The 23,412-nt window shown below is 67.2% G+C and carries 19 protein-coding genes and 2 pseudogenes; 16 read left to right on the plus strand and 5 right to left on the minus strand.

The annotated features are described in order from the left end of the window. The first annotated feature begins 464 nt into the window (after positions 1-464). Both OH804_RS04960 and OH804_RS04965 read left to right on the plus strand, forming a co-directional pair. The gene (locus OH804_RS04960; RefSeq protein ID WP_406063101.1) at positions 465-7,268 is read left to right on the plus strand and encodes an RHS repeat-associated core domain-containing protein; all 6,804 of its coding nucleotides are present in this window, start codon (positions 465-467) and stop codon (positions 7,266-7,268) included. Beyond that, entirely contained in the window at positions 7,259-8,152 is an 894-nt protein-coding gene (locus tag OH804_RS04965) for a hypothetical protein (RefSeq protein ID WP_406063103.1), read from the plus strand. The genes OH804_RS04960 and OH804_RS04965 overlap by 10 nt, the downstream gene beginning before the upstream one ends. Before the next feature lie 347 nt (positions 8,153-8,499). Here the strand turns inward: OH804_RS04965 and OH804_RS04970 are convergent, their stop codons facing one another. Both OH804_RS04970 and OH804_RS04975 read right to left on the minus strand, forming a co-directional pair. Continuing rightward, positions 8,500-8,712 (minus strand): hypothetical protein, encoded by a 213-nt coding sequence (locus OH804_RS04970; protein ID WP_406063105.1) that lies wholly within the window; start codon positions 8,710-8,712, stop codon positions 8,500-8,502. A gap of 66 nt (positions 8,713-8,778) precedes the next feature. Beyond that, complete coding sequence (locus OH804_RS04975) at positions 8,779-9,948, minus strand: IS110 family transposase (RefSeq protein WP_406063107.1); 1,170 nt, start codon at positions 9,946-9,948, stop codon at positions 8,779-8,781. A 298-nt stretch (positions 9,949-10,246) separates the two neighbouring features. Here OH804_RS04975 and OH804_RS04980 point away from each other — a divergent pair. The 11 genes and pseudogenes from OH804_RS04980 to OH804_RS05030 form a co-directional block, all read left to right on the plus strand. After that, a pseudogene (locus OH804_RS04980) lies at positions 10,247-10,423 on the plus strand (transposase); the annotation flags it as partial. A 219-nt stretch (positions 10,424-10,642) separates the two neighbouring features. Then, a complete protein-coding gene (locus OH804_RS04985; RefSeq protein ID WP_406063109.1) occupies positions 10,643-11,680 on the plus strand; it encodes a DUF808 domain-containing protein in 1,038 nt (345 codons plus the stop codon). Between the two features lie 123 nt (positions 11,681-11,803). After that, a pseudogene (locus OH804_RS04990) lies at positions 11,804-12,079 on the plus strand (IS5/IS1182 family transposase); the annotation flags it as partial. Positions 12,080-12,153: 74 nt separating this feature from the next. Further along, positions 12,154-12,705: an RNA polymerase sigma factor gene (locus OH804_RS04995; protein WP_406063111.1), complete on the plus strand. Its 552-nt coding sequence runs from the start codon at positions 12,154-12,156 to the stop codon at positions 12,703-12,705. Then, positions 12,702-13,580 (plus strand): zf-HC2 domain-containing protein, encoded by an 879-nt coding sequence (locus OH804_RS05000; RefSeq protein WP_196924244.1) that lies wholly within the window; start codon positions 12,702-12,704, stop codon positions 13,578-13,580. Before OH804_RS04995 ends, OH804_RS05000 begins: the two co-directional genes overlap by 4 nt. Then, positions 13,577-14,272 carry a hypothetical protein gene (locus tag OH804_RS05005; RefSeq protein ID WP_196924243.1) on the plus strand — a complete coding sequence of 232 codons (696 nt, stop codon included), beginning with the start codon at positions 13,577-13,579 and terminating at the stop codon, positions 14,270-14,272. Before OH804_RS05000 ends, OH804_RS05005 begins: the two co-directional genes overlap by 4 nt. After that, positions 14,269-15,084: a hypothetical protein gene (locus tag OH804_RS05010; RefSeq protein ID WP_406063113.1), complete on the plus strand. Its 816-nt coding sequence runs from the start codon at positions 14,269-14,271 to the stop codon at positions 15,082-15,084. The genes OH804_RS05005 and OH804_RS05010 overlap by 4 nt, the downstream gene beginning before the upstream one ends. 33 nt (positions 15,085-15,117) lie before the next feature. Next, positions 15,118-16,044 (plus strand): ATP-binding cassette domain-containing protein, encoded by a 927-nt coding sequence (locus OH804_RS05015; RefSeq protein ID WP_406063115.1) that lies wholly within the window; start codon positions 15,118-15,120, stop codon positions 16,042-16,044. A gap of 343 nt (positions 16,045-16,387) precedes the next feature. Beyond that, on the plus strand, positions 16,388-16,792 hold the full coding sequence (locus OH804_RS05020; RefSeq protein WP_196924240.1) for a DUF1062 domain-containing protein: 405 nt from the start codon (positions 16,388-16,390) through the stop codon (positions 16,790-16,792). Between the two features lie 147 nt (positions 16,793-16,939). After that, on the plus strand, positions 16,940-17,137 hold the full coding sequence (locus tag OH804_RS05025; RefSeq protein WP_406063117.1) for a hypothetical protein: 198 nt from the start codon (positions 16,940-16,942) through the stop codon (positions 17,135-17,137). 3 nt (positions 17,138-17,140) lie between these two features. Next, on the plus strand, positions 17,141-17,365 hold the full coding sequence (locus OH804_RS05030; protein WP_406063119.1) for a hypothetical protein: 225 nt from the start codon (positions 17,141-17,143) through the stop codon (positions 17,363-17,365). A gap of 138 nt (positions 17,366-17,503) precedes the next feature. On the opposite strand, the gene OH804_RS05035 is transcribed toward OH804_RS05030, so the two are convergent. Then, positions 17,504-18,388, minus strand: coding sequence for an alpha/beta fold hydrolase (locus tag OH804_RS05035; protein WP_406063121.1), 885 nt, complete (start codon positions 18,386-18,388; stop codon positions 17,504-17,506). 88 nt (positions 18,389-18,476) lie between these two features. Here OH804_RS05035 and OH804_RS05040 point away from each other — a divergent pair, with 88 nt between their 5' ends. Beyond that, the gene (locus tag OH804_RS05040; protein ID WP_406063123.1) at positions 18,477-18,986 is read left to right on the plus strand and encodes a CGNR zinc finger domain-containing protein; all 510 of its coding nucleotides are present in this window, start codon (positions 18,477-18,479) and stop codon (positions 18,984-18,986) included. Between the two features lie 565 nt (positions 18,987-19,551). Here OH804_RS05040 and OH804_RS05045 read toward each other — a convergent pair. Further along, a complete protein-coding gene (locus tag OH804_RS05045; protein ID WP_406063125.1) occupies positions 19,552-19,881 on the minus strand; it encodes an aminotransferase class III-fold pyridoxal phosphate-dependent enzyme in 330 nt (109 codons plus the stop codon). A 405-nt stretch (positions 19,882-20,286) separates the two neighbouring features. On the opposite strand from OH804_RS05045, the gene OH804_RS05050 reads away from it, so the two are divergent. Then, positions 20,287-20,817: a hypothetical protein gene (locus OH804_RS05050; protein ID WP_406063127.1), complete on the plus strand. Its 531-nt coding sequence runs from the start codon at positions 20,287-20,289 to the stop codon at positions 20,815-20,817. A gap of 233 nt (positions 20,818-21,050) precedes the next feature. Here OH804_RS05050 and OH804_RS05055 read toward each other — a convergent pair whose 3' ends face one another. After that, the gene (locus tag OH804_RS05055) at positions 21,051-22,364 is read right to left on the minus strand and encodes an aspartate aminotransferase family protein (RefSeq protein WP_406063129.1); all 1,314 of its coding nucleotides are present in this window, start codon (positions 22,362-22,364) and stop codon (positions 21,051-21,053) included. An 84-nt stretch (positions 22,365-22,448) separates the two neighbouring features. Here OH804_RS05055 and OH804_RS05060 point away from each other — a divergent pair, with 84 nt between their 5' ends. Continuing rightward, positions 22,449-23,336: a LysR family transcriptional regulator gene (locus tag OH804_RS05060; RefSeq protein ID WP_406063131.1), complete on the plus strand. Its 888-nt coding sequence runs from the start codon at positions 22,449-22,451 to the stop codon at positions 23,334-23,336. Positions 23,337-23,412 lie beyond the last annotated feature (76 nt).

Consider the following 23,412-nt stretch of genomic DNA (forward strand, 5'->3'; position numbering starts at 1 on the left):
GAGGTGTCTCCCCGTGGGTCAGAGGGCGTGCCGGTGCACGCTCGGTGGCGGGCACAGTGAAGCAGCCAGGTTCGGATGCGGGAACGCCACGCGTCGGATCGGGGTGTCCCTTTAGGGGACTCTTCGGCAGGTCTGACCAACCCCAGACGATCTTTCGTTATGGTCCCGTGACCTGCGCTACCTCGGGACGTGAAACATTGTTCGCGCCACGGGGGTGTGCGACCTGACACCCTGCGTGGTTTTTGTCGGTCATCACTCAGGCTGGGGTTCGCATGGTCAGGCACGGTGGATCACGGCTGCTGACACAGCGCAGACGTCTGATCGCGCTTTTCTCAGTGGCGGCGGTCGCCGCAGGAACGCTGACGGGGACACCGGCGGCTGCGAGCCCGGACGGTCCCGCCCGGCCACCGGTACCGTCACCGGGCAGGTCGGTCAAGGGTGTCAAGCCCCTGCCCAGCACGTTCGTGACCCCACGCGACGCGGCGAAGGACAACTACCGGCCCACGCGCACCACCTGGCCGAAAGCGGCCGCCGCCCAGGTCGACCTGCTCACCCCCAGCGCCCGTACCTCGGCCCCGGTCAAGACCCACGCTGCGGGCACCCCGGTCTGGGTGCAGCCGGTAACCAAGCCAGGCGCCGCCTACGACGGCCCGACGCACGTCGACGTACGAGTGCTCGACCGTGCGCTGACCGAATCAGCTGGCATCGACGGCGTCCTGGTCAGCGTCGCATCCTCGGCGACGCCAGCCTCGACGGCGGCCACTGACGCATCGGTACGGGTCGGCGTCGACTACGCCGACTTCGCTGAGGCCTACGGCGGCAACTACGGCCTCCGGCTCAAGCTGGTCCGACTGCCTGCCTGTGCACTGACTACCCCGAAGCTGGCACAGTGCCGCACCGTCGAGCCGTTGGCCGCGACCAACGACGCAGCGGCGAAGACGGTTTCGGCAGAAATCCCGGTCAGTCCCGCCTCGGCGCAGGCCGGCTCGGCGAGCTCTGCCCCCTTTGTTCTGGCGGCGGTGGCCGGCGCTGGCGACGAGGGTGGTGCCGGCGGCACCTACGCGGCAACGGATCTGAAGCCGTCAGGTTCATGGAACGCCGGCGGCAGCACCGGGTCCTTCAGCTACTCCTACCCGTTGACGGTCCCGCCGAGCCGCTCGAAGCTCGCACCGCAATTGGCCCTGTCGTACGACTCGAGTGCCGTCGACGGGCAGACCTCCGCCACCAGCGCTCAGGCGTCCTGGGTGGGCGACGGCTGGTCAACCCCCCGCAACTACGTCGAGCAGACCTTCGTCTCCTGCGAGGACGAGCCGGGTGGCAGCGCCTCGCCAAAGGAAACCTTCGATCGCTGCTACACCGGACCCATCCTGACGCTGTCGCTGAACGGCTCGTCGACGTCAATGATCTGGGATGCCGGCAAGAAGACCTGGAAGCTGCGAAACGACAACGGCTCGGTCGTCACCCAGGTGACCAACTCGAACAACGGCAGCGGCACGTACAACACCGACTACTGGCGGATCACGGAGCCCGACGGCACGACATACGAGTTCGGCCGCAACCGGCTGCCCGGTTGGGTCGCCAACAAACCGGAAACCAAGTCGGTGGACTACGTACCGGTCTACTCGCCGCACGACGGCGACCCCTGCTACAACTCCGCCGGCTTCGCCTCCTCAGTGTGCACCATGGCCTACCGATGGAACCTTGACTACGTCAAGGACGTCCACGGCAACGCCATGGCCTACTACTACAAGCAGGACACCAACTACTACGGCCGCAACGAGGGCACCACCGACGTTTCCTACATCCGCGACAGCTGGCTCACCCGCATCGACTACGGCTTCACCGACAACAACGCCTTCGGCACCGTGCCGAACCAGGTTGTCTTCACCACCGGTGACCGCTGCCTCTCAGGTACCTGCCAGCCCTTGAACGCCGCCAACAAGGCCAACTGGCCCGACGTGCCGTTCGACCTGATCTGCAATGAGGGAACCGACTGCAAGTCCTGGAGCCCCTCCTTCTTCTCCACCGTTCGCCTCACCTCCATCCAGACCCAGCAGTACGACACCGCCACCAGCAAATATCTGCCGGTTGACTCATACGCGCTGGCTTACACGATCCCGCCCACCCTCGACGTCACCGCCCCGACCCTCTGGCTGAGTTCCATCACCCGCACCGGCCACGACCTCACCTCCGGCGGATCGACCACCCCGATCAGCCTGCCCTCGGTGTCGTTCACCAGTGTCAAACTCCCCAACCGGGTCGACACCTTGGGTGGCCTGCCCTCGTTCTTCCGGCAGCGCGTCGAGACCGTGACCACTGAAACCGGCTCGGTCATCACCGCCAGCTACGAGTTACCGGAACCCTGCACCGCTCCCGTCAGCGTCAGTCCGGCCTCGAACACCAAGTCCTGCTACCCCGTGTATTGGACCCCCGAAGGCCTCACCGACCCGCTGCGGGACTGGTTCCACAAGTACGCCGTCACCCGCGTCACGGCCACCGACCCAACCGGTGGAGCCCGGATCACGTCGACGAATTACAAGTACCTCAACGGCGCGGCGTGGCGTTATGACGACAATGAAGTGGTCAAGGCCAAGTACCGCACCTACGGCCAATTCCGCGGCTACGGCAAGGTCGAGACCCGCAACGGTGATGGGGTCAACGACCCGTACACGCTGACGACGTCCACCTACTACCGCGGCATGTCAAAGAACAACAACAGCACCGTCGTCAACGTCACTGACTCCGCCGGAGGAGCCCACGAGGACGTCGATCAACTAGCCGGCCGTGAGCTCGAGACCACCACCTACCGTGGCGACGGAGGCCCGGTAGAGACCTCCGCGGTCACCTCCTACTGGGTGTCCGAGGCGAGCGCGACGCGGTCCCGCACAGGCCTTTCCGCGCTGACGGCCAACAGGATGGCGCCGATCCAGACCTGGACCCGCCAGGCAGTCACCACCACCGGCGCCACCACGTGGCGCTACAGCCAAACCGACAAGGCCTACGACACGTCCGTCGACTCGCCGACCTTCGGGCTACTCAGGCACTCCTACGACCACACCGTGCCGACCAACCCGGCCTACGACCGGTGCACCACCACCGAGTACGCGCCCGCCAACGCAGCCAAGAACATCACCGGGCTGATCAGTCAGGTCGAGACCGTGTCGGTGGCCTGCGGCAGCTTCACCCAGGGATCACCCGCCTCCCAGCCCGGCAGCATCAACACCCTCACCGCTCCGGCCGCCGTCAACCGGCCGGCGCAGGTCGTCTCGCACCTGCGGACCTACTACGACGACCCGAGCTTCGCCACCGCCTTCCCGCAGACCACCGCACCGACCGCGGGCAACGTGACCATGGTGCGCAAGGCGTCGGACTACGTCTCCGGCGCGTACGTCTACCAGACCACCGACCGCGCCGAATTCGACTCCTACGGCCGGAGCACCGCGTTCTACGACGCGAACGGCCACAAGACCACCACCACCTACACGGACAACACCGTCGGCCTCACCACCGGCATCTCCACCACCAACGCCGAAGGCCACACCTCCTCCACGACCGTCACGCCGATGCGGAACCTGACCACCGTCTCCACCGACGTGAACCTGGTGTCGACCCGTCGGCAATTCGACGCGCTCGGTCGCGTCAAGGCGGTCTGGGCGGCAGGCCGTGCCACCAGCAACCCGCCCCACCATCGCTACACCTACACCGTGCAAAAGACCGGACCAACCGCGACGACGACCGAGACGTTGAACAACATCGGCGGTTATGCCACGTCCACGGTCATCTACGACGCCCAGCTGCGGGTCCGCCAAACCCAGGCCACCAGCCCGACCACGGGCCGCCTCATCACCGACAACTTCTACGACAGCCGGGGCTGGGTTCGCACCACCTACAACGGCTGGTGGGACGCCGCGAATAACCCCGGCACCAGCCCGGTCTCCGCCACCGACCTCAAAAAGACGGTCTACAACCAGACCTTCAACACCTACGACGGAGCCGGTCGCATCACCCTGACCGAAAATGCCCGCGACAACGAGGTGGTCTCCTCCACCAGGACCGTCTACAACGGCGACCGCACCACGGTCATCCCACCTGCAGGCGGTACCACCACCGCCACCACCACCGACCCGATGGGTCGCACCGAGAAGGTCCTCCAATACACCTCGGCACCAACCCTGAACACGCCCGCGAACGCCGTCACGGGCACCTACTACCTCACCGGCGGAACCACCGTCGCGACCAGCTACGGCTACGACGAACACGGCAACCAGTCAAACCTCACCGACGCCGACAACAACCCGTGGAGCAGCCAATTCGACCTGCTCGGCCGAGTGACCAGCAAAACAGATCCGGACGCCGGAACCAGCAGCACCAAGTACGACGCGGCCGGCAACGTCACCGAAGCCACCGACGCCCGACTCAAGACCGTCTCGTACACCTACGACAAGATCAACCGGAAGACCGGTAGTTACGCAGCAGCGGCCTCCGCTCAGTCATCGACGAACCGGCTCGCGTCATGGGTGTACGACAACGACAACTCCGCTGTCCTGAACATGGAGAACCCCGTCGGCAAGCTGACCACGGTCACCGCCTACCGCCAGGGCGCCGCCTACGTCACGCAGTACAAGGGATTCACCGCATTCGGCGCCTCCACCGGAGAGGCGATCACGATCCCCGCGGCTGACGGAGTGCTGCTCGCCAACACCTACAGCTTCGATCACAAGTACCTCGCCGTAACCGGCAATCCGTACAGCAACACCTACGAGGCCAAGGGCGGCCTGCCCTCGGAGACGGTCACCTACGGCTACACCAGCGCCTTGGAGTTGCCCAACACGGTCGGCAGCCTTCTGGGTGCCTACGGCAACTCGACCTACTACGACGCCTGGGGCCGGCCCACCGGCGGCGGCATCAACGCAAGCAACAGCCAGGCGACGCTCCTCAACGTCTACGACGAGCACACCAGTCGACTGAAGCACCAAAAGATCACCAAGACGACGACCACCACCAAGGACATCGGCCAGAGGAACTACGAGTACGACCTGTTCGGCAACATCATCAAGCAGGTCGAGACCCGCTCCGATCCCACCGCAGCCGCTGAAACCCAGTGCTACTCGTACGACTCGCTGCGCCGAATGACATCCGCCTGGACAGCTAAAGACAGCTGCGCGACCAAGCCGAGCACCGGTAACCGCTCGATGATCGGCAGTGGAATCGGTTCCACCAGCGCCTACTGGACCGAGTGGACTCTGGACTCGCTGGGCAACCGCAAGAGCCAGAAGCAGTACTCCACCAGCGGCGGCACCGACACCACCACCGATTACGCCTACAACGGCAACGGCAAGAAGCAGCCCCACACACTGACCAGCACCACCACCACCGGCGGGCTGACTGGCACCACCGCCTACAGCTACGACCAATCAGGCAACATGGTCACGCGCAGCGCGGGCCAGGGCAGCCAAACACTCACCTGGGACAACACCGGGGAGCTGACCGCCGTCACCGGCGGCACCGGCGGGACCAGTTCGTTCCTGTACGACGCCGATGGCAACCTGATGATCCAAAAGGATCCCGGGAAAACGACCCTGTACCTGCCAAATCAGCAGATCACCCTCAACACCGCCACGCAGACCCTCACCGGCGTGCGGTATTACCCGCTGCCGAATGGTGCCACCGCCGTGCGCACAGGCACTGGCACCAACTACAGCTACATGCTCCCCGACCACCAGGGCACACCAAGCCTCTACCTCAACAACACCGCCCAAACCCCGACCTGGCGCCAGTACACCCCCTACGGCAACCCACGCGGAGCCACCGTCACCACCCCCGACAACCGCGGCTTCCTCAACCAACCACTCAACACCAACACCGGCCTAACCCAGGTCGGCGCACGCAACTACGACCCCACCACCGGCCGCTTCGTCTCACTCGACCCCCTGCAAGACCTGGCGGATCCACAACAGTGGAACGGCTACGCCTACGCCAACAACTCACCAGTCACCTCCAGCGACCCCAGCGGACTGATCCCGGCAGACTGCGCCGAATTCGACTGCTACGGCTACAGCCCCACCACCGGCTGCCCCGGAGGCTGCGGCACCCCCGAGAACGAAGCCTGGGGCGAAGGCGGCGGCCAAACCGGAAGCGCACCCACAAAGCGAAACGACGTCCGGATCCTCGGCCACGTCATACGCGTACCCGAGACCGTGCCGCTGGAAGAATTCAGCCGCCGGTGGAACGAACAGCGCGGTGAATGGTTTGGGCGGGAATTCTTCTCCAACGCTGAGTTGGAGGCTGACGACGAGCGCACCCTTGCCATGAACATCTGCCACGAGATGGGCCGTCCTGGCGGCTGTCAGCAGTGGATCGAGGAGCTTTACAACCCCCACATCGATTTCCTGGCGGCCAACCTGCCCTCCGACGACATGATTCCGGGCGGGATCGGTGGACTGGGTGCCGCGGCGAGCGCGGGGCGCGCGACCGGGTCTGGTGTTGTCGGTCGACCATCTACCGGCGGTTGCAGAAGCTTCAGCGGCGACACCGAAGTGTTGATGGCGGACGGCAACACAAAGCGCCTCGACGAGATTGTAGTCGGCGACGAGGTGTTTGCGGCAGATCCGCAAACCGGCACCCAAGGCCCACGAACGGTAATGAATGTCTGGGTTCACCCAGATGAGCTGATTGACATGGAAATCGGCGGGGCAACCCTCACCACGACCGAGGACCATCTCTTTTGGAACCGCACGGATAATCAATGGCAGCAGGCCAACGAACTCGATCCCGGCGATCTGATCCTTAGTCCTGACGGTCAAATGCGCGCCGTCGGCGGTCTTCGTCCCGCTACCGCTCACGTTGCTTCGGCTTTCAATCTAAGCGTGAGCGGTATCCATACGTACTTCGTTCGAGCCGGCGACTATCTCGTCCTTGTTCACAACGATGGCGATTACTCAAGGCCTGGTTTTAGTAACTACGTCTTGTTAGACAAGTCCGGGAAGGTCTATTACTCGGGAATGTTTGGACCGGGTGATACGGCCGCCGGTGTTCAGTATCGGCATTCGAAAAACCACAATCGCTTTAACGGCGCGAGCGGTGACACGATGAGGGTGATGCCTGGAACTCGGACTTACGGTGAGTCTCGGTTGATGGAGCAGCGGCTGGCGGAGAAGCACGGTACAGTCATTGGACGAGGCGGGCAGAACTATCGCGGAAATCGGCAGAACCCGCTGTCCACCAAAAAGATGGCTAAGTATGAGGCCTACGAGAAGGGATGCCGGTGACGCACTTTTTGCCTCCAGCTGATACGCGCGCGGAGGCGAAGCGCCGTCTCCGCTTGGTGGTTCAATATCTTCAAGACGAGATCGGAACTCAGCCTCGGCTCGGCGATTTTCTCGAAGTTCTTAGCCTTTCCGTTCCAGGGAATAGCGAGGCCGTTCGTGATCTGCCGGTTCCGATAAGGTTGACTGTCAAGATGGCGGGTGGCGGGCGCTACTCATTCGAACGGAGTAATGCGGTGTCCGGGCTAAATGACGCCGCGTTCGTCGAGACAGCAGAACTGATTTCATTCGTGTCTGAGAACTCTCGGTCAGATTCGAGCAAGCCTACGTCGCGGGGAGAATTTGCATCCGGAATCCTATCCGCTATCCAGGATTCAGGGCGGTTGTTCGGTGATGTTGATGGCGGGCAAATCTCCTCCCTCTCGATAGAGTCGCCAGTGAGGAATGTTCGACCGAAACCCGGGGATGTAGTAGCGATACGCCCCAGGAATAACGACTTTCGACTCGCGGTCGTGCTGGCGCACAATCGGTTTGGCATGGCCGTCGCGTTCCTGCAGGGCACTTCTCGTTCTTCATTGAAAATACCTGATCGTCCGAAGTCTGCAACCCTACCCGTTTACACCGATGACCATCTGATCAGAAATGGTACCTGGCCTATTGTTGGGCACGACGAGGGACTGCTAACCTTATTCTCATCGGATCCCGAAATATACCACGCGCCTGATCCGATCTTTGCGGATGTTGGAATAGGCGAGTATGGCTCGGCCGAGACGGCTGCTGGTGTTCTGCGAAATTTGTCTGAGCGGGAAGCCCGCGAAGTTGGCCTTCTGGACGGAACGTACCGCCAGATCGTTACTAGTGAAGAAATCCACCGCAATCCTTCCTAGCCTTGAACCTCTCTTCCCTGGTGATCTTCATGGAGGTTCAGGTGTACCCGTCAGGAAGCTGCGGGGCATGTAGGCCTTGAGGACGACATCGTCTACGGCCGTCGCGGTGGCCCTGTAGTCGACGGGTACCAGGCACGGAGCAGCCATTGCTGGACGCGCTTGTGGTCACTTGCGGTGGTGCCGTGGTCCGGCATCGAAGCTGCCGTGCTGTGGACGCAACATGCCGGCCGACCACAGTCCCGTACGTCGGCCTGCAGCGGCGGCCGGGTCCGCCGCTGCTGTCAGGCGCAAGGGCACATGCTGCCCTCAGGCCGCGCCGTGGAGAAGCCGCGAAGACGGACGGGCGATCAGTTCCAGGGGTCGGCGTTCGGATTATCGCCGAGCAGCCGCGCACTCTCCAGGCACAGGTCTTCGCCGAACAGTTGGTTGCCGTGGGAGTCGGTGCCCCACGCGTCGTCGGCGCAGGCAGCGATGGCCCGCCACGTATAGCCTTCAGCCCGCCATTGCCTCACTTGGCGCGCGATGTCCGTGGTCAGGGTCAGCCCCCACGCCTCCAGCACGTGGCCAATCTACGCTGAGCGTCCTGACGTAGCCGCCGGTGCGTCCGGATCTGGCTCCCCTCTGTGTCAAGACAACGCTGGGCGCGGAGTTCTAAGCTGGGTCTTGGCGGGTCCGGGAAGTGACTTCTCCGAAGAGCCGGCTTGGGGATGCGAGCTGGTCACGCTGGAGTCAGTGGTCGTTCCCCGTTGTCCTCCCGGGCCCGCTGCCGTGGCGGCCACGGCGTCGTTGATCATGCACCGGTAGACGATGTCGGATAGGCGTCGTTTCAGCGCGCGCAACGCTTCCATTGACGTCTTGCCGGAGGCTTTCTTGCGGTCGAAGTAGGCGCGTCCTTCGGTGGGGTTGCGGAGCTGGACGGTGGCCATGATGTGCAGCACTCGGTTGATCTGCCGGTTTCCGGCGCGGGAGAGCCGGTGTCGCACCTGCTCGCCGGAGGATGCGTCGATGGGGGCGGTGCCGTTCCAGGAGGCGAAGTGGGCCCGGTTCGGGAACCGGGTGATGTCTCCGACCTCGACCAGGAGCCGGGCGGCGCCGGATGGTCCGATGCCGTGCAGGTCCATGAGGGTGGTGCCGGTGGAGGCGACGAGTTCTTTCAGTTCCTTGTCGGCGTCCTTGGTGCGTTGGTAGACCCGTTCGAGGTCGCTGATCAGCTCCGCGGCGACCCGGCGTCGGGCTTTGCCGACCGTGTCGCGGGGTCGGACCTTGGCCAGCAGTGCCTTGGCCTGGGCGGCGGACAGGCTCTTCTTCGCCCCACCGGGAATCAGTTCCAGCAGCAGTTGGTGCAGCTGGGAGACTATTCGGGTGTGGTCGACACCGAGGGAACGGCGCCTGTCGATCAGGATCCGCAGCAGGGCGAGCTGTTCGTCGTTGACCACTGGGCGCAGTCCGGCCATGCGGGTGCCGACCAGCGCGATGGAGTGAGCGTCGGTGGCGTCGGTCTTGCGGCCTTGGCCGGTGGCGAACACCCGCGCCCTGGCGGACAGCTTCGGCGGGACGTCGACGACCTGTTCGCCGTCGGCGAGTAGCCGGTTGGCGATGTGCCGGCCGATGCCCTGGCAGCCCTCGATCGCCCAGACCCGGTTCGGCCACTGCTTGGCGTACTTTGTCATCGCCGCATAGCCGTCCCGGCCGGTGTCGAACCGGCCGCCGCCGACGATGGTCTCGTCGCTGGTCATGACCTCGATCGTGGCGGAGCGTTTGTGCGGGTCCATCCCGATGACCACACGATCTGACATGCCACTCACCGCGCTCTCCGATGCTCGATCCGCTTGGGTTGTCGAGCCGGGAGGGCAACGCTACTTCGAGCCGAGCAAACCCCTCTTGAGCCTCTCCCCGCCCTGGGGCGGCGCCCGGGCCGCGCAGGCCAAATGAGAGCCACACGACCAGCGTGGGCAGCCGCAATGAGAGCGACAGCCCGGGCGCCTCGACCGAAGCCTGGCCGGGCCACGGTCGCAGGTCAATGAAACAAGTAGCCGCTGAACATGCGCGAGCCCTGCCAGCTATAGATGGGGTGGCCTTGTCCTGCCGTCCGCGCCGGGCATAAAACACCACGTCATCACCGACGGGGTGGCATTCCCGTCGCCGCGTCCCTGACGGCGGCAACCGTCACGACGTCACCCAACTACTGCCCCTGGTCGACAAGATCCCGCCGATCAAGGGCATCCGGGCCGATCCAGACAGCGACCGATACGCATCTACGCCGACCCTGGCTAACGGTTGACTGCGGCGGACGGGTTCGGCCTGAGCTGGCGCCAGGTGATGACCCGGCCGCGGTGGTGGTGGGTCGTCGGCTGAGCGCGATAGCCGGTCACCTCGAGCTCTCGCCCGGCTTCCCGCCCCAGATGCGACCGGGCGGTGGCATGCCGCGCGCGAGGACTTGGGCGAGAATGGGCCAGTTCGGACTCTGCGCAACCCTGGAAGGACCCTCCCTTGGCCAGTGGACTCGTAGCCCTGCTGGATGACGTGGCGGTGCTGGCCCGTGCCGCTGCCGCGTCGATCGATGACATCGGGGCGGCCGCCGCGAAGGCCGGCGCCAAGGCTGCGGGCGTCGTCGTCGACGATGCTGCCGTCACGCCGCAGTACGTGCGGAGCCTGGCGGCCGAGCGCGAATTGCCGATCATCAAGCGCATTGCGCTGGGGTCGCTGCGCAACAAGTTCTTCATCATCCTGCCGGCGGTGCTGCTGCTCAGTCAGTTCGTGCCTTGGCTGCTCACTCCGATCCTCATGCTCGGCGGCGCCTACCTCTGTTACGAAGGCGCGGAGAAGGTGTGGGCCAAGATCGCCCATCACGGTGCCTCCGGCGCGGGCGAGGAAGAGGTGCAGGACGAGACGACACTGGTGTCTGGGGCGGTACGAACCGACCTGATCCTCTCGGCGGAGATCATGGTCATCAGCCTTAACGAGGTGATCGATGAGGCGTTCGGGTCCCGCCTGGCGATCCTGGCTGTCGTCGCCGTCGTCATAACCGTCCTGGTGTACGGCGTGGTGGCCCTGATCGTAAAGATGGACGACGCCGGGCTGCGCCTGTCGCAACGTTCCGGCGCCGTCGCCACGTTCGGCCGCGGTCTGGTGAGGGCGATGCCGGTGGTCCTCACCGTGCTGACGGTAGTCGGCACCGCGGCGATGCTGTGGGTGGGCGGGCACATCCTGCTGCTAGGCACGAACGAGCTGAACCTGCACTTCCTGTACGAGGCCGTGCACCACGTGGAGGTCGCCGCCCACGACGCCACGGGTGTTCTCGGCGGGCTCGTCGGCTGGCTCGTCAACACGGTGGCCAGTGCGATCCTCGGGCTGATCGTCGGAGCGCTGGTCGTGCTGGTCATGACTCTCACGCTCCACCGCCGCAAATCCAAGGCTGCGGCTGCGACTGCGGCGGGCCCGACTCGTGCTGACGGCACCATCCCCGCGCCGCCGAGCCGTGCAGCTCAGCGTCGCGACGCTCCTGCGGACCAAGCGCCGCGCGGATGACCGGAAAATCATTGCAACTCGACCACGCGGTCAGGCGTTCTGGTGCCGAGCCGCGCTCAACCCGGCTGAGCTGCGCGGGTCGTCCCGGGCCGACCCGCGGCCCTTCGTGCTCTTCCTGGCCGCGGCGTGCTCACCGGCGGCAACCGCCACCACGTCACCCAGCTCATGCCCTTGGTCGACAAGATTCCACCGATCACAGGCATCCGAGGCAGGCCGCGACGACGACCCGAGCGGATCTACGCCGACCGCGGCTAACACTGCTACCGCCGTGAGTTACGTGCCAAGGGCATCACCCCGGTCATCGCCCGACGTGGCACCGGACACGGCTCAGGACTCGGTACCCGACGCTGGGTCGTCGAACAGACCATCGCCCTACTGCACTGTTCCGCTCGAGATCGGCTCGCCCGCCCGCATACTCGTCTGAACCTTTCGCCCCGGCGGCTGCTACCCATTTGGAGTAGGGGGGTGAGCGCATGGATCCGGGCAGTGACGACGCGTTGCTGCGGTCGGTCGCGTCTGGTGACGCCGCCGCGCTGTCCCGGCTCTACGAGCGGTACTCCGGCGCGCTCTTCGGCTATCTGCACCGGCTGGCCGGCGACCGGATGACCGCCGAGGAGATCCTGCAGGACACGATGCTTGCGGTCTGGCGGTCGGCCGGCGGCTTCGAGGGGCGGTCGAAGGTGACGACGTGGCTGTTCGGCATCGCCCGCCGCCAGGCGCACAACCGCTTACGCGGCCGGTCCGCGCCCGAGCCGGCCGGCGCCGACCTTCCCGACCGGCCCGATCAGGGCACCGGCCCGGAGGACCTCGCGATCGCGGCGGCCGGCGGGACCCCGGTGGCCGCCGCCATCAACCGGCTCCCCGCGCATCACCGGGACGTGATCGCGCTGGTGTTCGTGGCCGGCCTGCCGCTCGCCGACGTCGCCGAGGTACTCGCGATCCCGGTCGGCACGGTCAAGAGCCGGCTGTATCACGCTCGGGCCGCCGTCGCTGCGGCGCTCACCGCTCAGGAGGTGCCCGAATGAAGGACCTGTTGCCCGCATACGCCGCCGGCTCGCTCTCCGGGCCGGACCGCGATCGGGTCCGCGCGCATCTCGCCGGCTGCCCGCGCTGCCGCGCCGACCTGGCCTCCTGGCAGGCTATCGCGCTGGCGGCCGCGCCGGCCGCGACGCCGCCGGACCCGGCGTCGCTGGTGCGGACGGTGCTGAGCCGCAGCACCGTCGAACCCACCGTCCGCCGGCCCCCGCGGCGGGTGCGTCACCTCGTCGCGCTGGTCGCGGCCGAGGCGCGGCTGATCCGGCCGGCCACGCCGATCGCCTCGGCGCTGGTGATGGCCCTCGGCGCGGGGCTCGTGCTGCTGCGGACCACGGCCGGCGCGGACCTGATGCTCTCCCTGATCGCGCCGATCGTCGCCGCTGCGGGGGTCGCGGGCACCTACCGTTCCCGCCGCGACCCGGCCGCCGAGCTGCTCGCCGCCACACCTACGTCCGGCCGGCTGCTGCTGCTCATCCGCATCGTGCTGGTGTTCGGCTACGACCTGGTGCTCGCCCTGGGCGCCTCTGCGGTGCTGACCGCCACCGGCGCGGCGGGCGCGGACGGCCTGAACGAGCTCGTCGGTGCCTGGCTCGGGCCGATGGCGCTGCTGTCCTCGATCAGCCTGTTGATCGCCGTCTTCCTCGGGCCGGACGCGGCGCTGGGCACGGCCGTCGGGTTGTGGGCGGTGCGGGTGCTGGCGGGCGGCGTGCTGATCCCCGACGACTGGCCGGCCTGGTTCATCGTGGAGGTCTGGTCGACGAAGGCGCCGGTGCTCTTGGTCAGCGCCGCCCTCGCGATCGTCGCGGTGGTGATGTCCGGCCGCGGTGAACCTCACGGCGGCGGACGCGCTACCCACCCGATGTGAGACCACTGACCCTTTGGCGGTACGAGATGCGCCGGGCGGGATGGACGGCCTTCCTCGGCCCGCCCATCGCCCTCGTCCTCGGCATCACGGCCGCGCTCGCGAATCCGCAACCGAGCGACCCGACCACCGCCCGCATCTTGCTCGGCGCCCTGGAGATGGCGATACCGCTCGCCGCCGCGGTCGCCTGTTCCTCCCTCGTCGGCCGGGATCCGGCCCGCGAGCTCCAGCTCGCCTCGCCGACGCCGTACCGCGTCACGCTGCTGCGCCGGATGGTCGTGACGCTCGGCTGGACCGCGGCGGTCGCCGTGCCGGCGGCGGTCGTGCTGATCGCGACCGGCTGGTGGGCCCGCTGGCCGGAGAACCACGGCCCGTTCGCCGGCCAGCTCACCTGGCTGGCGCCGACCCTGGGCCTGAGCGGCCTGGCCTTCGCCGCGGGCGCCGTCTTCCGCAGCCCGGGCGCGGCCGGCGCGCTGGTCACCTCCGTGTGGGCGATCCAGCAGTTCTTCGCCGGCTCGGCGCAGGCGCACCTGCCGGGCCGGCTGCTCTACCTCTTCGCGACGACCCGGGGCGCGGCGCCCGGCGACTGGACCGCGAACCGCCTGACGTTGCTCGGCGCGGGCGCCGCGCTCATCGTGTTCGCCCTGGTCCTGCTGGGCCGCTCGGAGCGCCTCATCGGCGAGGAGGACGAATGACCACCTTTGTTGCCAGCCTGCGGTACGAGTTCCGGATGCAGGTCCGCAAGCGGACGGTGTGGATCGTGCCGGCGCTGACCCTGGTGCTGTTCGTGCTGATCGGGGGTAGCCTGCTGCGGGACCTGTTCGATCCGGGCGAACGGTCGGTCGATCCGCGGACCGCCGTGGTCGGTCTGGCGGTCCAGCTCCACGCGCTGCTGTCGATCGGGTTCGGCTGCCTGCTCGCCGACCGGCTGATCCGCGACGACCGGCTGCAGGTGGCGTCGATCCTGGACGCGACACCCGCGTCGCCGAAGGCGCGCCTGCTCGGCAAGTACGTGGGCGCCGGCGCCGCGACGGCCATCCCGGTCGCGGTGGCGTACTTCGGCTTCGCCGCGGCGTACGCGGTCGACACCGGGGAGCCCCGGGCGCTGGGCTGGGCCCTGGCCGCCTTCGGGGCCGTGTTCATCCCCGGCCTGCTGTTCGTGGCCGCCTTCGCGCTGGCCGCGCCGCTGGTCATGCCGGCGCCGCTGTTCCGCGTCCTGTTCGTCGGCTACTGGCTGTGGGGCAACGTGGTCTCGCCGGACATGATGCCGACGCTCGCACGGACCCTGGTCCACCCCCTGGGCGGCTATCCGCTCGCCGCGCTGTTCGACTTCCACGGCATCGACGGCCAGGACACCTGGGCCGGCCCGATACCCGGCGCGACACTCAACGCCCTGCGGCCCGACCCGACGCCGGCGCTGGCCTGGCTGTCCATCGCCCTGCTGTTGATCATCGCCGCCGCCGTGCTCGCGGGCGGCCACGCCCTGCGCGCGCGCCGCGTCCGATAACGAGCCCGCGTCCAACAACGAGAAGGAACTCCCATGCGAATCGAGATCTCCGGCCTGACAAAGACGTACCGAGGTGGGGTGGCCGCCATCGACGGCCTCGACCTGGCCGTGCCCACCGGGATGTTCGGCCTGCTCGGCGCGAACGGCGCCGGCAAGAGCACGCTGATGCGCATCCTGGCCGGCATCGTCCGTCCGACGTCCGGCCGGGTCACCGTGGGCGAGCACGATCTCGGCACCGGCGCCGGGCGGACCGCCGTGCAGCGTGACCTCGGCTACCTGCCGCAGGACCTCGGCGTCTACCCCGACCTGACCGCCCGGCAGTTCCTCGACTACGTGGCGCTGCTCAAGGGCATGGACGACCGGACCGTCCGGCGCCGGCGGGTCGGCGAGCTGCTGGAGGTGGTGGCGCTCACCGAGCACGCGGACCGGCGGCTGCGCGGCTTCTCCGGCGGAATGCGGCAGCGGGTCGGCATCGCCCAGGCCCTGCTCGCCGACCCGCAGCTGCTGATCGTGGACGAGCCGACCGCGGGCCTCGACCCGGAGGAGCGAATCCGTTTCCGCACGCTGCTGTCCCAGTTCGCCGGCCGGCGCACGGTCCTGCTGAGCACGCACATCGTCGACGACATCGGGCAGACCTGCCGGGAGGTGGCGGTGCTCGCCAAGGGGCGGCTCATCTTCCGTGGCACGGTCGAGGAGCTGACCCGCCGCGCCCAGGGGCAGGTCTGGTCGGTCGTCACGGACGGACCGGCGCCGACCGAGGGGACGGTGGTGTCCGCGCTGCCGCACGACGACGGCATGCGCTACCGGATCGTGGCACCGTCCGCGCCGAGCCCCGGGGCGCGTCTCCTGGAGCCCGGCCTGGAGGACGGCTACCTCGCGGTGGCTACGGTCGCGGTAACGCTTCGCGGCAGCCAGCTTCGCCGCCAGGACCTCGGCCGTGACCCGGGCCTTCTGCCCTAAGTTCTTAGGATTGCACCAGCGCTTTTAGTGTTTCGCATGGCCGCAACCAACGGGGCGGCCGGAATACGGCAGACAGGGGCCGCGAGGGCGAACGACGCGTGCTAGATGCCTGGTTCGCCGGCCCCGACCCTCAGCGCTCGGTACCAACACAAAAATCGGTGGCCTGGCCAGCCCGTCCCGCCCTACCTTGCAACTGGATCTTCTTTCTCCGACCCTCTCACGAGAGGACTTCACCCCGCGTGACGCCGCCTGCTCTTTAGACCTGACACCCTTCCCCACGCATCGGTCGCCGACGTCGCCGTCGGCTCTTTCCCATGCCTTTCGTCAGGTCTTCAGAGGGATCATGTCTACGCGTCCTCATATCGTTGCGTCCTGGACTCTTCGGCGCACGCACCTTCCCCTGCTCGCGTTCCGCTGCGTCCACTGCCATTCCGGCCTCGCCAGCGCTGGCGACGGCAAGTTCCGCGTCAATGCCAACGGCAAACTCTTCGACATCCCGCTCCTGGTCACCTGCGTTCCCTGCGACCACGCCAGCAAAATCGCGGTTCACGATCGCGTCCCGGTCCGGTACCCGGATCCGCTCCTTCTGGGGGGCTACTCCGCCAACTCCTCCCGCGGTTGGCCTGAGCTGGGGCGAGAGGCAAGGTGGCCTTGCCCCGGACTGCATCATGCGGCGGTCCGCGCGCGGTCGCTCATGACCGGGCGCGAACGAAGATCAGGGCCGGCCCGATACCGGCGACGAAGGTAAACGGCCGGGTGCACATCCGGTGCGGCTGCTGCTCCGCTCAGCCGATCCGGCGACCTGCGGCAGGCTGTCCGCCAGCTGCGGCCCGGCTGGGCGGAGACCGTCGCGGCTGCCGGCGATGCCAGGGGTTCCGAGTAGCAGCGCGTCTACGTGGGCCGCAAACGCGTCGAGCGGCTGATGGCGCAGCAGGGATGGCAGGGTGAGTTCCTGCGTCGAGGCTGGCGCGGCGGCTCCACGAGGCAGGACCCACGGCACACGCCGGCGCCGGATCTGGTCAACCGGCAGTTCACCGCCGACGGGCCGAACCGGCTCTGGGTCGCCGATGCCACCCGCATTCCCTGCGGTTAGGGCGTGTTCTGGCTCGCCGCGGTCCGCGACGCGTTCTCCCGCCGCATCGTGGGGTGGAAGACCTCCGACCGCTGCGACACCGACCTGATCCTCGCCGCCCTCGAATACGGCATCTGGTCCCGGGATGTCCGCGACGGCCAGTTGATCCACCACCGCAGCGTCATGGACGCTGGGAGATCGGGCTGTATCACGCTCGGTGCGCGTCGCCGTCACATCGCGATGCAGTGACGTCGCGAGGCTGAGCCGGCGTAGCCACCCCTGGGTCGACTCGCTGAACGCGGCGATCCTGCGGCCACCCCCTCAGTATCCGGCAGCCACCGGCCCTGGCCAGTGGCGCCATGTCACACGTATCGGTGAGGAGCAGCCTCAGGGTTGGTCCGGGCCGGACGTTACGAGCGCTCGGCCGAGGAAGTCGTTGATGAGTTCCGCCACTGTCCGCCCTTCGCTCTCCAGCAGAAAGTGCCCGCCGTCCAACAGGTGAATCTCCGCGTTGGGCAGGTCGTCCCGGAATGCCTCCGCACCCTCCGCGGAGAAGATCTCGTCGTTGCGACCCCAGACCGCGAGGAGGGGGATCTGGCTGTCACGCAGATACTCCTGCAGCCGAGGGTAGAGCTCACGGTTGGTGTGGTAGTCGCCGAACAGCCGCAGCTGCACCGCGTCGTTGCCGGGCCGCTGCAGCAGTGCGTGATCGAGCGTCCAGGTGTCGGGGGCGACCACGCTGGGGTCCGGTACGCCATGGGTGTACTGCCAAACGATCGCGTCGAGGCTGAGGGCGGGTCGGAGGGCGGCTTCGTTCTGTGCGTTCGGGTCGTCGCCGTACGCCCAGATCGGGGCCCAGAATTCGGGCACGAAGCCGGCCTCGTAGCCGTTGCCGTTCTGGCTGATGATGGCGGTCACCGGGGCGGTCGGCTGAAGCGCGAGGCGCCACCCGATCGGCGCGCCGTAGTCCTGGACGTAGATGGCGTAGCGGTCGACCCCGAGGTGGCCGAGCAGCCCGGCGGTGAGTCGCGCCAGGGCGTCGAAGCTGTAGTCGAACTCGTCAACCGTCGGGGCGTCCGACTGGCCGAAGCCAAGGTAGTCCGGCGCGATCACGTGGTAGCGATCGGCCAGCCTCGGGATGAGGTCGCGGAACATGAACGAGCTGGTCGGGTAGCCGTGCAGCAGTATGACGGCAGGAGCGCCGGCAGGGCCCGCCTCGCGGTAGAACAGTCGCCGCCCTTCGATGGTGGCGTACCGGTGATGAACCCGCATCCCTAACCTTCATAAACTAGTAGGAAGGTTAGGAGCCTACTGATAGACTTCTACCCTGTCAAACTCGTGAAGATGGTTAGGCGGTGCGATGCCGGTCTCCACTGGCGAGGAACTCCTCCTGTTCATTCTGAACAGCACCCCGCTGGTCAACGGCGATTCACAGGATCTGCTCGCCGATCCGACCGGCGCTCCCCCAGCGCTGCGGCGATTCGGCGGTACGGGCTCGCCCGAGGAGTTGGAGGCCGTACGCGCCATTCGTCCCCTACTGCAACAGGCGGTCCGCGGCGATATCCCGGCCGACGCTCTCGCTTCCGCCCTGACCGGTGTCCACCGGACACCGCGACTGACCGCGACCGGCCTCACCTGGCCGCTGGTGGTCGCTCCGGACCGGAGGCTCGCTGTCCAGGCCGTGCTCGCCTGGGCCGAGATGCGCGAAAGCGCCCCCGGACGGCTACGCCCCTGTGCCAACGACGAGTGCCGCCTGTTCCTGGTCGACCGCAGCCGGGCGAACACCGCCCGGTGGTGCTCGATGGCGACGTGCGGCAACCGACTCAAGGCTCGACGTCACTACCGCCGTTCGGTGAGCCCGGACGTCTGACGCTCCCGCTCGGTCCAGCCGGGATCGTCTACCTCCAAGCAGGCGACATCGTCCGACATGCTTTTCCACCCTGGGCCGATCGCTTCAAGGGCCTCGCCCTCTCGCTCGTGCAGCGTCGTAGGCGGTAGCCACCACGTCGAGAACGGACCTACGCCGGTTGAAAAACGCTCAAGGAAGGGCGTCAGATGAACTCACAGGTGCCACTGTGGTTCCACGCTTCGCCCAAAATGCCAGGCCTCCACTATTCCCCGCCGCCGAGGGCTGGACGTGTCCACGCTCAGGCAGCGCAGGGTGCGCCCGACCGTGAACCGCCGGCCGGACATGCCGCCGTCGCTGAGTTGGCCGATGCCGAACGGAACCACCAGTCATGCCCCTGCCGGTGCTTACCGTCTCGGTGATTCCCGTAAGGCGACAAGAACACCTGTCGCGCACCCTCGCCGAAGCTCTCGAGTTACCCGGTGAACCCGCTGACTATCACTTCGCAATCCCGGAGGTCATCTCCATCCTGTGGTCACGTCGCACCGAAGGGCCACAGGAATTGGTCGAGTTGGAACGGCTGTGCTGGCTAGACCTTCAACTGATCCAGGGCGTGCCCCAATGCGGTCACTACGATTTCGAGCTTGCCGGTGACCAGCTTCGCCATCCGGATCGCCGCCTCGTTCGACTCCGCGCCGGTGGTGAGCAGCAGCACCTGGGTAAGCGGCTCGGGCAGCGAATCGGGCAGCCGCCGCGCGAGGTCTACGACGGGACGGCTGAGCATGCCGCTGAACAGGTGGTCGAGCGTCGCCGTCTGCCGCTGGATCGTCGCGACGATGTGCGGGTGCGAGTTGCCGAGGATCCCACTCATCTGCCCCGATGTGGGGCCGAGCAGCCGCCGGCCCGACTCGGTGAACACCCACGCTCGACAGACCCGTGACCGGGGCGCGAGCACCGGCATGGTCTAGCCAGCGGGCCGCTCGCCCAGCGCGGCGCGGCCCCGCACGCCGCACTCGTAGGCAAATGGGTAGGTGGCGGGCGGTTCGGATCTTCACCACCAGCGTGGTTGGGCGCAAGCCCAACGGCTCATGCGCCAGTCGCCGCACGACCGTGGCAGGCCCTCGCAGCCACAGCGGTGACACCATTGAGGTGCTGATGATGCTCACGGTTCCTTCCGTGCGTCGGGTACTCGCGCCTGAACGCATGGACTTGGCACCTCGAAATGGCGAGACTGCGAATACGCACACGCCCTCCTCGGTCGCCCGTATGGTGACCGAGAGACTGCCGTCGGGACATCTTCCATGCTGAAGGGGAGTCGGTCGCGATGCGAGAAATTAGCGACGAGTTTTTTTTGACTATGGCAGAAGTTTCTGCTGCTCTTGTCGGCACACTTCTCGTCGGAGTCTTCTTCTACCTCGACTCCGACCTGCACAAGACCCGCCGGGGCGCAGCTGCGGCCGACCGCTACATGCGCTCGGGAGTGCGGTGGATCTTCTTGGTCTCGGCCATGCCGCTCATCGTGTCCCTCACACTCGCCGGCCTGGAGCCGATCTGGGGTGCTCTTACTTTCATCGCGCTCTCGGTCGTGCTGGTTGCCGCCACTGCCAACACGACCTACCGCACAGTCGCCCGCGGCGGCTCGGCAATATCGACCGCATTCATTGTCAACGAAGTGGCCACCACGGCAGCGGTCGTCGTCCTTGTCACGCTGCCCTGGGTGCTTGGTGGCTGGGTGCCACCACCATCTGCCTTCGTGCCCTCGCTTCTGCTGGCCTTGGGATCTGGCTTCTTCAGCATTGTGGCGCTCGTCATGACTCTCTTCGGTCCGGCGCGGCAAGACGACACCCCTGGATAGCCCCCGCCGTGCGCTCGGGCGGGCTTCGCCCTGCTTGAGGGGTGCTGCACCGTGGTACGCCGATTACAGAAGTTGAGGTCCTCGGTGGACAGTTGCTGATTCAAGCCACGGCTGGCGCGATGATCGCGCGGACGGCTCCGAAGATCTCCCGCACGATGTAGTGCTTGAAGCTGCTCGACGGCGCCGCGAAGTGGTCATTCATCCAACCGGGATCACGATCCCCGACTCATGTATCAGGGTATGAACTGCGGCACCACGTCGGCGAGTGCTTGGTCGAGGATTTCCAGGCCCAGGTCCAGCTCGGCGTGGGTGGAGGTGAGCGCTGGCGCGATGCGGAAGACGCCGCCCATGCCGGGCAGCTGCACCACGTTCATGTGCAGGCCCAGCTCCAGGCAATGCCCTGTCACTGCGGCGCCCAGCGCGTCGGCCGGTCGTTTCGACTCCCGGTCGCTGACCAGCTCGAGCCCGACAAGCAGCCCGCGGCCCCGCACGTCACCGATCACCGGGTGCCGTTGGCTGATCTCTTGAAGGCCCTTCCGCAGGTACGAGCCCAGCTGCGCCGCCTGTTCGTCGAGCCTGTCGGCCTCCAACACGTCCAGGACCGTGTTGCCGACCGCGGCCACCATCGGGTCCGAGACGTGCGTGGTGAAGAAGAGGAAGCCGCGCTCGTGCGCCGTCTGCTCGATCTCCGGGCTGGTCACCACAGCGGCCAGCGGCAGGCCGGCGCCGAGCGTCTTGGACAGGGTCAGGATGTCCGGCACCATGCCGTCACGCTGGAACGCGTACCACTCTCCGGTGCGGCACAGACCGGTCTGCGCCTCGTCGAGGATCAACAGCCCGCCCCGCTCGTGCACCTTGTCGCGCAGCGCCACGAGGTATCCCGGCGGCAGGTCGATCACCCCGCCGGAGCTGAGGATCGGCTCGACGATGCACGCCGCCAGGCTGCCCACCGACTGGGCGTCGAACAGCTCGAACGCGAACTCCAGCTGATGCCGCCAGTCCAGCTCGCCGCTGGGAAGGGTGAAGTCGGGACGGTATGCGTTCGGCGTGGGGATCGCGAAGTTGCCGGGCGCCGCGGGCCCGTACCCCTTGCGCCCCGAGCTGTAGGTGGCGCTCGCCGCAGCCTGCGTCATCCCGTGCCAGGACCGGGCGAACGAGATGATTTCGTGCCGGCCGGTGACCAGCTTCGCCATCCGGATCGCCGCCTCGTTGGACTCCGCGCCGGTGGTGAGCAGCAGGACCTTGTCCAGCGGCGCGGGCAGCGAGCCGGCGAGGCGGCGTGCCAGCTCGACCACGGGCCGGCTCAGCATGCCACTGAACAGGTGGTCGAGAGTGGCTGCCTGCCGCTGGATCGTGGCGACGACGGCAGGGTGGGAGTGGCCGAGGATCGCGCTCATCTGCCCCGAGGTGAAGTCGAGCAGGCGGCGGCCGTCGGCGGTGAAGACGAAACTGCCCTCGGCGCGGTCGATGATCTCGCGTACGAAACTGCCCGCGCCGATGTAGCGGACCAGGTGACGATCGGCGTCGGCCCAGAACGAATCAGTCATGGACCGACGCTAGGCAGCCCGGACAGGCGCGTCCATCGCACATTTCCGCTGTCGCTGTTAAGCAAATCCGTACAGTCGGGGGTCATGACGCTGAATCCGTGGCGGCTGCGCCTGCTCGCCGACCTGGCGACCTACGGCACCGTTCGGGCCGTTGCGCAGCGCGGCAACCTGAGCCCGTCGGCGGTGTCGCAGCAGCTGAGCACGCTGGAACGGGAGACCCGGACCGCTCTGCTGGAACGCACCGGGCGGCGGGTGCGGCTCACTGCGGCCGGAATGTTGCTCGCCGGCCGGGCTCGGGAGATCCTCGCAGCCATGGATGCGGCCGAGTCGGAGCTGCGCCGCCTTGCCGACGAGCCGGTCGGCACGGTCACCGTTGCCGCGTTCCAGAGTGCGGTGCAAGCCCTCGTCGAACCGGCGCTTGTCCGTCTTGCGGCCCGACACCCGGACGTGAGCGTGGTGTTGCTGGAGCTGGAGCCGCACGAGAGCATGCCGGCGCTGCGTCGCGGCGACGTCGACCTGATCATCACGACGGCCGACTTCGCCGGCGCCGAGCTCTCCCCGGAGATTCACCTGGTGCCGCTCGCCACCGACCCGATTGTGCTCGTGCTGCCCCCGGAGCATCCGCTGACCAGCGCCGAGTCGGTCGCCCTTGAGGCGTGCGCGCAGCAGCGCTGGACGTTCGACGTCGCCGGCTCGTACATGTCCGAGCTGTCCACCCGGCTGTGCCGGGAGGCCGGCTTCGAGCCTGTGGTGATCTGTCGGTTCAACAACTACATGCTGGCGCTCCAGCACGTGGAGAACGGCCGCTCGATTACCATGCTGCCGAAGCTGGCGGTGGACCCGCGATACCGGGTGGTGACCCGCCCGCTGAGCCCGCCGCTGACCCGGCGCATCACCGCCGGGGTCCGGCGACCGGCCGCGTCGCGCCCCGAGGTGACGGCCGTGCTCAATGCGCTGAGAGCAGGTGACTGACCTTGGCGGGGCCGTCGGTCGGCCAGCGCCCGCTCCTCGGCCTCGCGATTGGACCCGGTCGGCCCGCCGCCGTGCG

The sequence above is a fragment of the Micromonospora sp. NBC_00860 genome (assembly GCF_045207375.1).
In the GTDB taxonomy this organism is placed as follows: domain Bacteria; phylum Actinomycetota; class Actinomycetes; order Mycobacteriales; family Micromonosporaceae; genus Micromonospora; species Micromonospora vinacea.

Excerpts from the sequence above, each read along its gene's own strand:
- OH804_RS04965 (WP_406063103.1), top strand. The coding sequence starts at position 7,259 with ATGCCGGTGACGCACTTTTTGCCTCCAGCTGATACGCGCGCGGAGGCG.
- OH804_RS04975 (WP_406063107.1), bottom strand. The coding sequence starts at position 9,948 with ATGTCAGATCGTGTGGTCATCGGGATGGACCCGCACAAACGCTCCGCC.
- OH804_RS04995 (WP_406063111.1), top strand. The coding sequence starts at position 12,154 with ATGGATCCGGGCAGTGACGACGCGTTGCTGCGGTCGGTCGCGTCTGGT.
- OH804_RS05000 (WP_196924244.1), top strand. The coding sequence starts at position 12,702 with ATGAAGGACCTGTTGCCCGCATACGCCGCCGGCTCGCTCTCCGGGCCG.
- OH804_RS05010 (WP_406063113.1), top strand. The coding sequence starts at position 14,269 with ATGACCACCTTTGTTGCCAGCCTGCGGTACGAGTTCCGGATGCAGGTC.
- OH804_RS05015 (WP_406063115.1), top strand. The coding sequence starts at position 15,118 with ATGCGAATCGAGATCTCCGGCCTGACAAAGACGTACCGAGGTGGGGTG.
- OH804_RS05020 (WP_196924240.1), top strand. The coding sequence starts at position 16,388 with ATGTCTACGCGTCCTCATATCGTTGCGTCCTGGACTCTTCGGCGCACG.
- OH804_RS05035 (WP_406063121.1), bottom strand. The coding sequence starts at position 18,388 with ATGCGGGTTCATCACCGGTACGCCACCATCGAAGGGCGGCGACTGTTC.
- OH804_RS05040 (WP_406063123.1), top strand. The coding sequence starts at position 18,477 with ATGCCGGTCTCCACTGGCGAGGAACTCCTCCTGTTCATTCTGAACAGC.
- OH804_RS05050 (WP_406063127.1), top strand. The coding sequence starts at position 20,287 with ATGCGAGAAATTAGCGACGAGTTTTTTTTGACTATGGCAGAAGTTTCT.
- OH804_RS05055 (WP_406063129.1), bottom strand. The coding sequence starts at position 22,364 with ATGACTGATTCGTTCTGGGCCGACGCCGATCGTCACCTGGTCCGCTAC.
- OH804_RS05060 (WP_406063131.1), top strand. The coding sequence starts at position 22,449 with ATGACGCTGAATCCGTGGCGGCTGCGCCTGCTCGCCGACCTGGCGACC.